13 protein-coding genes are annotated in these 14,287 nt (G+C 52.9%); 9 read left to right on the top strand and 4 right to left on the bottom strand.

Features of this window, described 5'->3' with window-relative positions; translation table 11 throughout:
* Positions 1–143 precede the first annotated feature (143 nt).
* The gene (gene gcvA, locus TALK_RS16180; protein ID WP_085620195.1) at positions 144–1,040 is read right to left on the bottom strand and encodes a transcriptional regulator GcvA; all 897 of its coding nucleotides are present in this window, start codon (positions 1,038–1,040) and stop codon (positions 144–146) included.
* A 212-nt stretch (positions 1,041–1,252) separates the two neighbouring features.
* On the opposite strand from gcvA, the gene TALK_RS16175 reads away from it, so the two are divergent.
* The 8 genes from TALK_RS16175 to TALK_RS16140 all read left to right on the top strand — a co-directional run bounded on the left by TALK_RS16175 (position 1,253) and on the right by TALK_RS16140 (position 10,010).
* On the top strand, positions 1,253–2,443 hold the full coding sequence (locus TALK_RS16175) for an acyl-CoA dehydrogenase (RefSeq protein WP_085620180.1): 1,191 nt from the start codon (positions 1,253–1,255) through the stop codon (positions 2,441–2,443).
* Between the two features lie 72 nt (positions 2,444–2,515).
* On the top strand, positions 2,516–3,739 hold the full coding sequence (locus TALK_RS16170) for a CaiB/BaiF CoA transferase family protein (protein WP_085620179.1): 1,224 nt from the start codon (positions 2,516–2,518) through the stop codon (positions 3,737–3,739).
* A 243-nt stretch (positions 3,740–3,982) separates the two neighbouring features.
* Positions 3,983–5,080 (top strand): ABC transporter ATP-binding protein, encoded by a 1,098-nt coding sequence (locus TALK_RS16165; RefSeq protein ID WP_085620178.1) that lies wholly within the window; start codon positions 3,983–3,985, stop codon positions 5,078–5,080.
* A 2-nt stretch (positions 5,081–5,082) separates the two neighbouring features.
* Positions 5,083–5,973, top strand: a complete 891-nt coding sequence (locus TALK_RS16160; RefSeq protein ID WP_085620177.1) for an ABC transporter permease — start codon at positions 5,083–5,085, stop codon at positions 5,971–5,973.
* Positions 5,970–6,767 (top strand): ABC transporter permease, encoded by a 798-nt coding sequence (locus TALK_RS16155; RefSeq protein WP_085620176.1) that lies wholly within the window; start codon positions 5,970–5,972, stop codon positions 6,765–6,767. Before TALK_RS16160 ends, TALK_RS16155 begins: the two co-directional genes overlap by 4 nt.
* Before the next feature lie 83 nt (positions 6,768–6,850).
* Positions 6,851–7,891: an extracellular solute-binding protein gene (locus TALK_RS16150; protein ID WP_085620175.1), complete on the top strand. Its 1,041-nt coding sequence runs from the start codon at positions 6,851–6,853 to the stop codon at positions 7,889–7,891.
* Positions 7,892–8,022: 131 nt separating this feature from the next.
* A complete protein-coding gene (locus TALK_RS16145; protein WP_085620174.1) occupies positions 8,023–8,952 on the top strand; it encodes a nitrilase-related carbon-nitrogen hydrolase in 930 nt (309 codons plus the stop codon).
* A 161-nt stretch (positions 8,953–9,113) separates the two neighbouring features.
* Positions 9,114–10,010 (top strand): ketopantoate reductase family protein, encoded by an 897-nt coding sequence (locus tag TALK_RS16140; protein ID WP_085620173.1) that lies wholly within the window; start codon positions 9,114–9,116, stop codon positions 10,008–10,010.
* Between the two features lie 117 nt (positions 10,011–10,127).
* On the opposite strand, the gene TALK_RS16135 is transcribed toward TALK_RS16140, so the two are convergent.
* On the bottom strand, positions 10,128–11,051 hold the full coding sequence (locus tag TALK_RS16135) for a DMT family transporter (protein WP_085620172.1): 924 nt from the start codon (positions 11,049–11,051) through the stop codon (positions 10,128–10,130).
* A 109-nt stretch (positions 11,052–11,160) separates the two neighbouring features.
* Complete coding sequence (locus TALK_RS16130; protein ID WP_085620171.1) at positions 11,161–12,195, bottom strand: AraC family transcriptional regulator; 1,035 nt, start codon at positions 12,193–12,195, stop codon at positions 11,161–11,163.
* Between the two features lie 396 nt (positions 12,196–12,591).
* On the opposite strand from TALK_RS16130, the gene TALK_RS16125 reads away from it, so the two are divergent.
* Complete coding sequence (locus TALK_RS16125; protein WP_139833860.1) at positions 12,592–13,164, top strand: hypothetical protein; 573 nt, start codon at positions 12,592–12,594, stop codon at positions 13,162–13,164.
* A 195-nt stretch (positions 13,165–13,359) separates the two neighbouring features.
* Here the strand turns inward: TALK_RS16125 and TALK_RS16120 are convergent, their stop codons facing one another.
* Positions 13,360–14,160, bottom strand: coding sequence for an AraC family transcriptional regulator (locus tag TALK_RS16120; RefSeq protein WP_085620169.1), 801 nt, complete (start codon positions 14,158–14,160; stop codon positions 13,360–13,362).
* Positions 14,161–14,287: the final 127 nt, after the last annotated feature.

Genomic DNA, 14,287 nt, shown 5'->3' with positions numbered 1-14,287 from the left:
ATTCTGACAAATCATGAAACGCTCTAGTGGCGGATTGTCGTTTACCACCCGTTGCGGCCTTCCCTCAAACAACAACAACAATTACCATCTGCTGCCTGCTGCAAGCAGCTTGTTGATCTTTGCGGGGTGGTGGTTGGCTGCTCTTATTCGTGCGGCTTTTTGCGTTGATCCAGCCAGGTCATGAAAGCCCGGATTTTAGGATTGCGGGATCGGCCGGTCGGGCAGGTGGCGTAATAGTCAAACGGGCTGGCGCGCGGCGGGCCGAACGGGGCGACGATGCGCCCGTTGGCCAATTCATCCTCGATGGCAAAGGTTGGCAGCAATGCGACGCCAAGTCCGGCGATGGCGGCTTGCATGGCCATGGTGAAATGTTCGAACTTTGGTCCGTTCTCGCCATCGATGCCGGTAAGGCCGCTTGCCGATAGCCAATCGGTCCATCCGCGCGGCCGGGTTGCTATGTGTAAAAGTGAATAATCACGCAGATTATTAGATGTAGGTGAATAATCGAGGGTTTCGATCAGTCTGGGACTACAGATCGGGACCATTTCTTCGCCGTGCAATAAATGGGCATCCAGTCCCGGCCATCTGCCATCGCCAAACAGAACCGCAATATCGATTTGTTCGCGTTCGAAATCGGGGATACCGATGCGCGAAATGAAATTAATCACGATGTCGGGATGATTGCCGCGAAAATCGGGCAAAAGCGGGATCAGGCAGCGCGAGCCAAAGGTCGGCGGGGCGGCAATGGTCAGAACCCCGCCCTCGGCCCCGCCGGACAGGAAGGTAAGCGTTGCGGTTTCAAGTTGATCCAGTGCGGGGCGGATTGCCTGAAGATAGCTTTCCCCCTGTGCGGTCAGGATCAGACGTTGCTTTTCCCGGGCAAACAGTTTGCATCCCAGCCAGTCTTCCAGCGACTTGATCTGTCGGCTGACGGCACTTTGCGTCAGATAGAGTTCCTCGGCGGCGCGGGATGCACTGCCAAAGCGCGCGGTCTGTTCAAAACAACTTAGCGCCTTGAGGCTGGGGATGCGGCGGCTCATGACAAAACCTGCTTGTTCTTGTTTTGCTTCATGCGAAAAACAATAGTTCATGATTTTTTTGCATAAACTATATCGGATTTATCATTTGCAAGCGTCGCTGCCAATCCCTAGCTTTGGTCCAGAAGCGACTGAGCTTTCAGGGATGGCGTCATCTCGCCCTTCTATGGCGCCGTCCCTGCTTTGTTTCAAAATTTGCATAAGGGACCAGGTTAATGGCAAGCCGCGCATCTTTTCACTGGGAAGACCCGCTCCTGATTGAAGATCAGTTGAGCGAAGAAGAACGCATGATCCGTGACGCGGCGCGCGCCTATTGTCAGGGTAACCTGCAGCCCCGCGTTCTTGAAGCCAATCGGAACGAGATTTTTCATCGCGAAATCATGACCGAAATGGGCGAACTTGGCCTGTTGGGCCCGACCATCCCCGAGGAATACGGCGGACCGGGTGTCAACCATGTGGCCTATGGTCTGGTGGCGCGCGAAGTTGAACGTGTCGATAGCGGTTATCGGTCGGCAATGTCGGTGCAAAGCTCGCTTGTTATGCACCCGATCTTTGCCTATGGCAGCGAAGAACAGCGCCAGAAGTACCTGCCGAAACTGGCGACCGGCGAATGGGTTGGCTGTTTTGGTCTGACCGAGCCGGATCACGGTTCCGATCCGGGGGGCATGATCACCCGTGCCCGCAAGGCCGATGGTGGTTTCACCCTGTCGGGGGCGAAAATGTGGATCACCAACAGCCCGATTGCCGACGTGTTTGTCGTCTGGGCCAAGGATGATGAAGGTGTCATCCGTGGTTTCATTCTTGAAAAAGGGATGAAAGGCCTGAGCGCACCGAAGATCGAAGGCAAGTTTTCGCTGCGTGCGTCGATCACCGGCGAGATCGTTATGGACAATGTTTTTGTCCCGGCTGAGAACATGTTGCCAAATGCCAAGGGCCTTGGCGGTCCGTTCGGTTGCCTGAACAAGGCACGCTATGGCATTGCATGGGGTGCGATGGGCGCGGCTGAATTCTGTTGGCATGCGGCGCGTCAATATACCCTTGATCGCAAACAGTTCGGTCGTCCGTTGGCCGCCAATCAGCTGATCCAGTTGAAACTGGCGAATATGCAGACCGAGATTACCCTTGGTTTGCAGGGCGCGCTTCAGTTGGGCCGTTTGCTTGACGCCGAAAAAGCTGCCCCCGAGGCGATTTCGCTGATGAAGCGTAATAACTGTGGCAAGGCATTGGATATTGCCCGTGTAGCGCGAGACATGCACGGCGGCAACGGCATTTCCGATGAATTCCATGTCATCCGTCACGCGATGAACCTTGAAGCGGTCAATACCTATGAAGGTACGCATGACGTTCATGCGCTGATCCTTGGCCGGGCACAGACCGGTATTCAGGCCTTCACCACCGAAGGCTGATTGCGGAAATACGGGGCGGCGCCATATGGTTGCCGCCCTTGTTCTTTTTACGATGCATTGCAGGATATGATCATGGGCGGCGCGCTTACCGGACTTCGTGTTCTTGATCTTTCACGTGTTTTGGCGGGGCCATGGGCCAGTCAGACTTTGGCCGATATGGGGGCCGAAGTGATCAAGATCGAACGTCCCGGTGCTGGCGATGATACGCGGGGCTGGGGGCCTCCCTATGCCAAGGATAGTGCGGGCAATGATACCAGCGAAGCGGCCTATTACCTGTCGGCCAATCGTGGCAAAAAATCACTGACCATCGATATTACCAAGCCCGAGGGGCAGGACGTCATCCGCCAACTGGCGGCAAAATGCGATGTCGTGCTTGAAAATTTCAAAGTCGGTGGCTTGGCCAAATACGGTCTGGATTACACATCGCTTTGCGCGATTAATCCGGGGATCGTTTATTGTTCGATCACCGGGTTCGGGCAGGATGGCCCGTATAAGGATCGGCCGGGTTATGATTTTATGATCCAGGCAATGGGCGGCTTGATGAGTGTTACCGGTGCCCCGGATCAGGACACGGGCGGACAGCCGATGAAGGTTGGTGTGGCCGTTGTTGATATCTTTACCGGGCTTTATGCCGCCGTTGGCATTTTGGCCGCCGTTCGTCATCGTGATGCAACCGGGGAAGGCCAGTATATCGATCTGGCCTTGTTGGATGTGCAGACCGCGATCCTTGCCAATCAGGGGATGAATTTCCTGACGACGGGCAAAGCACCGGGGCGTTTGGGCAATGCGCATCCTAATATCGTGCCGTATGAAGCCTTTCCGACGGCGGATGGTTACATCATTCTGGCCGTGGGCAATGATAGCCAGTTCAAAAGTTTCTGTGCCGTGGCCGGGATTGATCATCTGGCAGATGATGAACGGTATGCCACCAACCGGTCGCGGGTTGCTCATCGTGAAACGCTGGTGCCATTGATCCGTCAGGCGATGGTGATGAAAGCGACCGATGACTGGATTGCCATTCTGGAAACGGCCAATGTGCCGTGTGGTCCGATTAATACCCTTGATCGTGTGTTTGACAATCCACAGGTAAAGCATCGTGATACAGTGCGATATCTTGATCATCCGACCGCGGGCAAGGTGCCAACGGTTGCCAATCCGATCAAGTTTTCCAAGACACCGATCATGGATGAAACAGCGCCCCCGATGCTGGGACAGCACAGCGAAGAAGTCCTGCGCGAGACCGTTAAACTGAGTGACGAACAGATTGCACAACTGCGCGCCATCGGAATTATTTGATCAAATAATGGGCTGATTTTTGCGATTTTTGGTTGAATATCTGCTCGGTTCAACAATTTTCGACAAAAATTAGCAGGCAGTTTTTTGCGTTTTAGCCATCCTTGTTTGCAGATTCAGCAGTTTGAATTCCGGTTTTTGTCAGAAAGTGCGGAATATCTTGTGTTTGCGTTGGTTGACGCGTCACGCCGTTGCAAGGCTTCCGCCTTCCTGTATGATTTTTAGAAAATCTAATCAGGGGTAAATATGTCAGAAGTTGTTGTTTCTGCGCGGTCCGTCAGTAAGTCTTTCGGGAATGGTGCTGGCGTTGTAAAGGCGCTTGATGATGTCTCAGTTGATATCTTGCAGAACGAATTCTTCACCATGCTTGGCCCGTCGGGCTGCGGCAAAACGACCCTTTTGCGGTTGATTGGTGGTTTCGAGCAGGCAACAGCGGGCGAAATCCTGCTTGAGGGAGAAGCGCTTCAGGATTTGCCGCCCTACAAGCGGCCGATCAATACGGTATTTCAGTCATACGCCCTGTTTCCCCATTTAACTGTCCGGCAAAACATTACGTTTGGCCTTGAGATGAAGGGGATTGACCGCAAGAAGGCAAACGCCCGCGCGGACGAGATGCTTGAACTTGTACAGCTTGCGCAATATGGCGACCGGGTTCCAAGCCAGCTTTCAGGTGGGCAACAGCAAAGGATTGCCCTGGCACGGGCGCTTGCACCGGCCCCAAAGGTTCTGTTGCTTGATGAACCGCTTTCGGCGCTGGATCTTAAATTGCGCAAGGAAATGCAGGTTGAGCTGAAACGGCTGCAAACCGAGACCGGCATCACATTTGTTTTTGTGACCCATGATCAGGAAGAAGCCTTGGCCATGTCCGATCGAATTGCCGTGATGCAGGCAGGGCATATTTTACAGATCGGGGCGCCAGAAGAGATTTATGAACGGCCAACACACCGGTTTGTTGCCGACTTTATTGGTGAAAGTAATTTCCTGAGCGGGGAGATCTTTTCATCGGCAGACGGTGCATGGTCCTTGCGGGTAGAGGGCGTCGGCGAGGTGGTGCTTGCCCAAGAAAGCAGCACGGGCAAGCTCGGCAAAGTGACAGTTTCCATTCGTCCCGAACGGCTTAGCCTTGGCCATGAGTCCGAACAGGGCACTGACCGCCTTAAGGGGGTTGTTGCCAATAAAGTCTATATCGGAACCGATACAGCATATCGCATCCATCTGGGCGATGGGCAGCCATTGCTGAGTGTTCGTGTGCAAAATGCCAATGGCGTTACAGGCCATTTCAGCGAAGGCGAAAGCGTATCGGTTTGCATTCCATCGGATGCGGCCCGGGTTCTGGTGGACTGATCATGAGAAACCTTGTTCGCAGTAAAAGATTTTGGCTTGTCGCCCCGGCGGTGGTCTATATTGCTTTCTTTATGGCGATACCGCTGCTTCAGATGGCCTATGTGTCGGTGCTTGAGCGCGGTGAATATGGTGGGGTGAATTGGGGCGTCTTTTCGTTTGATGCCTATCGCAATTTCATCTTTGAACGCGACCTGATGGATAATCTGATGATCAATACAGATTATCTTCAGGTGTTTGCCCGGTCATTTGGCCTTTCGGCAATGACCATGACCTTTGCCCTGATACTGGGTTTTCCGACGGCGTTCTATATTTCGACCCAGGCCCAAAGCCGACGGAACTTTTTGATATTTCTGGTCACCATTCCGTTCTGGACCAATATTTTAGTGCGCAACTATGCCTGGATATTGTTGCTGCGCAATGGTGGTTTGGTCGACAATCTGCTTGGCTTCTTTGGATGGGAAACCGGCGGGCTTGATATCTTGTATACGCCCTATGCGGTGTCGATCGGGCTGACTTATACCTATCTGCCATTCATGGTTTTGCCGATCTATGCCAGCCTGGAAAAACTTGATCATCGCTTGATCGAGGCCGCATTTGATTTGGGGGCTGACAAGCGCCGGGCGATGATGCGGGTCATCCTGCCATTGGCGGCACCGGGGATTGCAGCCGGGTGTATTCTGGTTTTCGTTCCTTGTCTTGGGGCCTATGTCACGCCCGAACTTTTGGGTGGTGGCAAATTCAATATGATTGCCAATCTGATCGGCAGTCAGTTTGGATCGGCGCGTAACTGGCCGTTTGGCGCGGGACTTGGTTTCGTCTTGCTGGCCGTGGTGTTGCTTTCAATGGTGGCCTATTCGCTGAAATTCAAATCATTGCCGGAGGATAAGTCATGAAGGTTGATACCTCCAATCCGCTTTGGCGTTTTCGCGGTGTGACATCGGCTGCGATGATGTTCTTTGCCTATCTGTATCTGCCGATTGTGGTTTTGATTGCGTTGTCGTTTAACGAAAACCGACTGGCAACAATCTGGACCGGGTTTACCACCGATTGGTATCTGGTTGCGCTTGGCAATGACGACATGCTGCGCGCGGCCGGCAATTCATTGATCATTGCGGTTTCGGCAACGGTTATTGCCACCCTTGCCGCGACGCTTGCCGCCCTCGGGATGTCGTCGGGTAATCGTTTTCGCGGTGAAGCCGGGGTTGCAGCGATGCTGGCCTTGCCGCTTTTGGTGCCGGAAATCGTTACCGCAGTTGCGACCTTGCTGTTCTTTGTCGCCTTGGGTGTCAAACTGGGACTGCTAAGTGTGATCGTCGCCCATACGGTATTTTGCATCCCGTTTGCCTATTTGCCGATCCGGGCCCGGCTTGAGGGTATGGACCCGTCATTGACCGAGGCCGCGCACGATCTTTATGCCAACGAATGGAAAGCGTTCCGTCGGGTGACCTTGCCGCTTTTGTGGCCGGGCATCATGTCTGGTGCGATGTTATCCTTCATCATTTCGCTGGATGATTTCGTCATTTCCTATTTCGTTGGCGGTGCCGGTGCGACAACATTGCCGATCTATATTTTTGGCATGATCCGCATGGGCATTACCCCGGAAGTCAATGCCGTGTCGGCGCTGATGCTTCTGGTGTCGATCCTGTTTGTCAGTGTGTCGTTCTTGATTGATCGTATTCGGTACTGATTTTGATTTAAGGGCGGCCGTCTTGCGGACGGTACGGTCGCCAGATAATTAACAAAATTCCGTCCATAACAGGGAGTCTTAGGATGAACATACGTTCTGTACTTTTGGGAGCTTCGGCTCTTGCTGTATTGTCTGTTGGGTCGGCGAAGGCCGATGAAAGCCTGTTTTTGTATAACTGGTCGAACTATTTTCCGCCGGAACTGATGGAAAAGTTTGAAGCAGATACCGGCATCAAGGTGACATTGGATGTTTATGATTCCAATGAAACCATGTTGGCGAAATTGCAGGCCGGGGCATCGGGATACGACATTGTTGTCGCATCGGATTACATGGTCGACACCATGATCAAGGATGGGCTGGCGACCGAATTTGATGCCAAAAGCCTTGCGAATTTCAAAAATGTCGCCAAGCCGCATGATACTTTGAAATACGATCCGGAGCGGAAATATTCGGTCACTTATCTTTGGGGCACCACCGGTTTTACCTATGACGGTGCGGCAACCGATGCCAAGCTTGAACAAAGCTGGAAAGAATTTTTTGAGCCACGTGAAGAATTCCGCGGCAAGATCGGCGCGCTGAACGACGAAGTCGAAATGTATAATGCGGCGTCGTATTATATCGGTATTCCGAAATGTACTGAAGATCCTGCCGAGGCGCAGAAAGTTCTGGATGTTCTGCTTAAGCAGAAGCCGTTTGTTGCGGTTTACAGTTCGGAAGGCACGATTGACCGGATGTCCGCACGCGAAGTGCAGATGCATATGCAATGGAACGGTGCCGCGCATCGTACCAAAGCCAGCATCCCCGAGGCGGTTTATGTCTATCCGAAAGAAGGCCTGACATATTGGTCGGATCATTTCGTCGTGCCGAAAGGTGCGCCGGACTTTGAAAATGCCAAGACCTTTATCAATTGGATGATGCAGCCGGAAAATGCGGCGGCGGCATCGAATTATGCCGGTTATATGAATGGCATCAAAGGGGCCGGTGAATTCATGGATGAATCGCTTAAAACCGATCCGGCCGTGAATATGCCAGATGAGTATGCCAGCTTGCTGGTTGCCGGACAAAACTGTTCAGCCAAGGCGCGTGATTTGCGCAACCGGGTTTGGACCAAGCTTAAGAACTAGGGCATTTTGTGCCATAGAATACTGGTGCGATCGGATGGGTTTTGGCCTGTCCGGTCGCATATTGGGTTCTGACCCTGATAACGCATGGGGTGCCGCAGGCGCGGGCATCCCCACCAACAGGATGCGATGATATGACGACCGATATTCTGGACCGTGAAACCGTTTCGATTGCCATGTGGGCGACCAATCTTGGTGTACCAATCAATGATATGCAAGGCTGGGCCGATCATGTGGATCGCAAAATGGCCGAAGCACGCGGTGCGGATATTTTTGTCATGCCCGAATATGCCTGCGAACAATGGTTGGCGTTTAAACCCGATGGTTTGCGCCCCGATCAGGAAATGGCATGGATGGCTGATCATGCGCTGATCGCGTGTGATCTTGCGGCATTGCTTGCGACAAAGCACGATATGGTGCTGGTTGCGGGCAGCATGCCTTGGCATGTTGAGGCGCAAAAGCCGGGCCTTGGCCAAACAAACGCTGCGATGCTCTTTACCCCCGAAGGGGAACGGATCATTCAGGATAAGCTGTCCCTGACGCCGGGGGAACGCGAACCTGATAATTGGAACCTGACGCCGGGTAAAGAATTCACCGTGTTTGACTGGCGCGGATTGCGGATTGCTGTGCTGATCTGTCTTGATATCGAAATGCCGGCACTTTCGTGCCTGCTGGCACCGCTTGATATCGATGTGTTGCTGGTGCCGTCGATGACGGTGACCCCATCAGGATATCACCGTGTGTTTAGCTGTGCCAAGGCGCGTGCCGTTGAATTGATGTGTACGGTTGCGGTCTGTGGCACGACGGGGACGGCAATCAATACCACGCAAAATCCGAAAAATTATTCTGGCTGTTCGGTCTATACCCCGTGCGAGCCGCAGCTTGGCCATACTGGTATTTTTGGCCATGTCCCAGCGGATTTCGATGATGGCGGCGATGGCCCGTTGCTGTTGGCCAAGGATGTGCCAACCGCTGTGATCCGCGGGTTGCGGTCCGGTGATGCGGAAGTCTGGCCGGGCGGCTGGAAAGCCGATCATATATCGGTTGTGCGACCCCGCGATTAGGGGCCAAACATCGCCCGGGCCAGATGGCGGGTTGGTTTTTTCTGATTTTTCAATCGTAAGGTCTTGATCTGCGACAGAGTTGTCGTTGATTATCTTTTGGTATGCCATCAATCATTCGACATTGATGTGAAAACCAAAACGACAAATCAGGACAGGCAAAGATGAAAATTGCGGTGATGGGGGCCGGTGCCGTTGGGTGCTATTACGGGGCGATGCTTGCACGTGCCGGGCATGAGGTAACCTTGATCGGGCGGCCGGGCCATGTTGATGCTGTCAACAGGGACGGCCTTTTATTCGAATTTCAATCAACAAAGTCGTTTATTGAAATGAAAGCCGATACCGATGCCCGCGCGATTGCCGGTGCGGGGCTTGTTTTGTTCTGCGTTAAATCAACAGATACCGCAGATGCCGGGGCGCAGATGAAACCGTTCCTGGGCAAGGACACGATTGTGATGAGCCTTCAGAACGGGGTTGATAATGCCGAACGGCTTTCGGCGGTAATCGGCCAGCCGGTTATCCCGACGGTGGTTTATGTCGCCACCAGCATGGAAGGCCCAGGCCATGTCAAACATCATGGGCGCGGCGAATTGGTGATTGGCCGTTCCGATCAAAGCGACGCGGTGGCCAAAACATTGCGCCCGGCGCATATCCCGGTCGAGATTTCCGATAATGCCCAGGGCGCGCTTTGGGCCAAGATGATCCTGAATTGTGCCTATAACGCGCTTTCGGCGATTGCGCAGAAGCCTTATGGCGAACTGGTTCAGAGTGACGGTATTTGGGAAGTCATGCGCAATGCCGTGGATGAATGCATGGCGGTTGCGGCGGGTTGTGGTGTGACGGTGCCTGGTGATGTTTGGGGCGCGATTGAAAAGATCGTCGATACCATGCCGGGGCAATATTCATCCACCGCACAGGATTTGGCACGCGGCAAGCCAAGCGAGATTGATTACCTGAACGGTTATATCGTGCGCAAAGGGGCCGAGCTTGGCATTGCCACCCCGACCAATCTGGCGCTGTATGCGATGACTAAATTGCGCGAAGGTTCCTCGGTGGCTTAACCGATGGGGGGTGATCCGGCCTGCTCGGTTAAAATGCGGCCAATTCGGGCTGGTGCCTGCTTGCGGGCAAGGTTGGGTGGTTGCTGATATCCTGTGAATTACGATCTGTGATCTTGGCTATTCGGCCTGCTTGGCAGGAATGGCAGCCAGATCGGGTTGGGGGACGGGAACGCCGATCTTTTCACCAAACATCACCACAGCCGCAGCGAGCACAATCAGGAAGGCACCGACCAGACTGACCGGTTCGGGCAGCAGGCTAAAGACTGTCACATCAAGTAATAGCGCCCAGATCATGGCGGTATATTCAAAGGCTGACAGGGTGGATGCCGGGGCGCGGGCCAGGGCTTCGGTCATAAAAATATGGGCAAATCCGCCGGTCAATCCGGCACCGATCAGCCACATCAGAGTTTCGGGGGATGGATCAGCCCACCCCAGCGGCAGGGTCAATAAGCCACCAATCGAACAGACCAGTGCAAAATAGAATGCAATAGTGCCGGCAGATTCCGTGCTGGTCAGGGCTTTGATCTGAACCTTGGCAAAGGCGGTGGTGACCGCCATCGTCAGCCCCGCACCGATGCCGATCAGAACCCCTGTATCAATGCCCGGTGTCGACAAGGTCGGCCATAACATCAGGGCGACACCGGCAAACCCGGCGAAGGTCGCTGTGAAAACGGCGATGCCTGGCCGTTCGCGCAGCATGATCATCGCCACGGGCAAGACCAGAAGCGGGGCCAGAAAACCAAGGGCAGTGGCAAGCGCAAGCGGCAGATAGGCCAGTGACAGGAATGAAAAGAACATCGATACCAAGCCGAATGTGCTGCGTTTAAGGTGGCCAAACGGGCGGGCCGTGCGCAAGCCGCGGGGGAATTGGCGACGCCACATCAGATACAGCACAATGGGGATCAGCGCGACCGAGCTTCGCCAAAACATGATCTGCCCGACCGGAGCCTCGAAGGAGGCGAGGCGGACAAATAAACTCATCACAGCAAAAAGGCCGGTAGCGGCAAGCCGCAATCCGATCCCTGACCAAACACTGTTCATTCCAATGGTTCCTGCTTGTTACAGGATTGATATCCTGCGCCTAAGCATTAGCCGGAATAATCGCCATGAAATACTGAGATTTTTTCATCATTCCCTGTTGGGATTGGTGTTACAACGTGTTCAGCCAATTTTCATAGCGTGTGTCGATGCTTGGGCTTGTGTGGGGGGCGGATTTGTTCGCCGGAAGTGCGCCTTGCCGGACATCGCCGGGGGTCATATCGAATTTTTCGCGGAACGCCCGGATGAAGCTGCTGTCACTGGCAAAGCCACATTCAAGGGCAATGTCATAGAGTGGTCGATGCTGCGTTGCCGGGTTGGACAAAATCGACAGGGCATGACGGAGCCGGAGGTTGCGGACATAGCTGTGTACCCCGCCATGGTCTTCCATCAGGGTATAAAGCCGCGACCGGGAAAGGCCAAGATCCTGGGCCGCGCGGGCAGGATTAAGATCAGGTGATGAGAAGTTTTTGCGGAAATAACGGCGGATCGCCACCATGGTTTGGACGTTTTTGCGCTGTTGGCGTGTTTCGCTATTTTCGCCCATTGCCGTATTCAGACAGCAAGACAGCATTTCTGAAATGACGGTTTCAAGAATAGAGGATTGTTCGACCGTGACCGAGGATGCATTTTTCTTAATCGAAACAAGCTGATCGGCAAGAATTCGAACCATCGGGTCTTTGGTGCTGAGAAATCGCATATTGTGGTCTTCGGGCAGGATCAGCTTGTTTTCCAAAATCGGGCGCGGCAGAACCAGTACCAGATTGTCAAAATCACTTGTTGTCGCCGAGGCGACTTGGGTGAGGTCCTGAACAAGCAGGCCACCGCTTTCTATTTCCGTACCGTTCTTGCCATCATCACTTGCCATCCCGCCATCATAGTAGAACTGGACCATATAATGATCCATGCCGTCGGCTGCGATGTTTGATGCCGTGCGCGACCAGAACTGATGCTTGCTTATCGTGCGGGCCAGCATCATGGAGCCGACAAGATGGGCATCAAGGCTGGCGGTGAATTCTTCCTTGCGCACTTCGGGAAGGGCGTCGACCTGAAAAATGCAATCGATACTGTCCTGCCAGACGTCATAGCGTTTTGACATTGGCAGATCATTGACTGTGAAGAACGAATGATTGCTTTGTTCAGGCACGATTTTAATTGTCCTTATCTATCAACAGGCTGGATATGGACGGAATGTGAAATTATTTGGACGGTATGTATATCGCTGATGAAATTATTAGATTACACTAATGAAAATCTGTAGAATAGGGAAGCGATAAAAATTCATAAATGGGATTTGAATTTTTATAATTGAGGTTCGTAAATTTATCAGAACAAACATAGAAGGTATCTGTGTTGAAAATGATTTTTTCTATTACTGATAGTAACCTGTAGTCTGTCCGGAATATCTGGACGGGCTTTTTCTCGTTATTATTTCAAGTTGCATGCAATCAAGAAAAACACATGTAAAAATAGTGTTTTCAGAAATAAAAAATTGATCAGTTGGGAATATTTTTAATCTGCATTGTCTCTTTTGGGGGAGAATATGCATACCTATAGCAGCCATCCGGCACGCCGGAGCGGAGAGCAGAACTTTAACTATATTGGTGGTCACCGACTGCATAGCCAAAGGATAAATCCGGCACGCAGATGGGGCGAGGAGAACTATTTTGCCTGGAAATGTTTTCAGGCATTGGGGCTTGTCTCGCCATCGGATGACGATGATCTTGCTGATAACAGCGAGACCAATTTTTATGAAAATCAATCCAATACGATCATCAAGGCGTTAAGTGACAGTATTTCGATTGTCAAATCGGTTATCGAGATCAAACCTGTTCTTGAAGGTCTGATCGAAGCGTCCCGTTCAAAAGGGCAGTTCGCTGATAAATCGGCCAAAGACAAAATGGGGGCGCCGGAGGTAAAGGCATCTAATGATACGGATGTCGATGATCTGAAATGGTCGCCCGAAAAAATGATCGAAATTCACAATATCTGCACGGAAAGCCGTCTTGCAAATCGGGTCAGCCCGAATACCAGCAAAAAATACAAAGACAATGTGGATGGCGACCGCAAACCGGAACGTCCGGTTGTCCGGCGGTATGATCCGCATAAGAACTAGGCGCTTTTTCACAAAGGCACCGCATGGCGGTCTCTTTGTGAAGGTCGATCCGTTTGGGTTTTGAGAATATCAGGCCTGATAGAACCGACGGCCAGATGGGGTATCTGGTGCTGTTGGGGCAAAACTGGCCCTTTTCTTCGTTGGGGGACGGGGGAAAGGGCCAGTTTGGTCGATCAATCTGGTCGGGCCGGTGGTTTAGCGAAAATAGCTGCCGGGGGTTTTTCCGGTGGCTTTGCGGAACATGGCGATGAAGGCCGAAGTGCTTTCATAGCCAAGATCAAGGGCGACTTCGGTCACCGGACGGTCATGGGCGAGTTTTTCCAGCGCATATAACAAACGTAATTTTTGTCGCCAATCGCGAAACGGCATGCCGGTTTCGCGTTGGAACAGGCGGGCAAGCGTGCGCGAGGATGCACCGCAGGCACGCGACCATTCATCCAGAGTACGATTATCGGCCGGGTCGGCCTGTAACTGTTCACAAATGCGCGCCAGGCGGGGATCTTTGGGGGCGGGCAGGTGCAGATTATCGTTCTTTGGCGCTTTGAGCTGATCCAGCATAACGCGGATCAGGCGGCCCTCGGCGCCGTCTTCATCATATTCAATCGGAATTTTGGTCGCCGCCCGGATTAATTCGCGCAAAAGCGGACTGACTTCAAGCACCATGCAACGATCCGGCAGGTCAACCGCAACATCGCGCCCGATATAAAGGTGGCGGGCGCGGGTAAAGCCCGTACAGGTGACGGCATGTTCGACATGGGGCGGCACCCAGACCGCACGCTGTGGCGGGACAATCCACATCCCGGCCTCTGTCACCACGGTCATTGTGCCATCAAGCGCATAAAGCAATTGATTCCAGTCGTGACTGTGGGTGGTGACGTAATATCCGGCGGGCATATCACTGACGCGGACATAGACCGAGCGAGGCAATTCGCGCGGGCGGGGCCGGGTGTTGTGATGGATCTGCTTGCCATCAAAGGTGTTCATGATCAATGACATGATGCCCCCGCATCAAAGTGTCCACTTTGCGGTATATAATGGCAGATTATCGCAAGACAGACGAATAAGACAACGCTAGTTTGAAGCAATTCAAGTTAGATAAATAGATGCACGTGCTGCGATTGCT

The sequence above is a fragment of the Thalassospira alkalitolerans genome (assembly GCF_002115745.1).
Taxonomy (GTDB): domain Bacteria; phylum Pseudomonadota; class Alphaproteobacteria; order Rhodospirillales; family Thalassospiraceae; genus Thalassospira; species Thalassospira alkalitolerans.
This window is presented reverse-complemented; position numbering and strand designations above follow the sequence as displayed.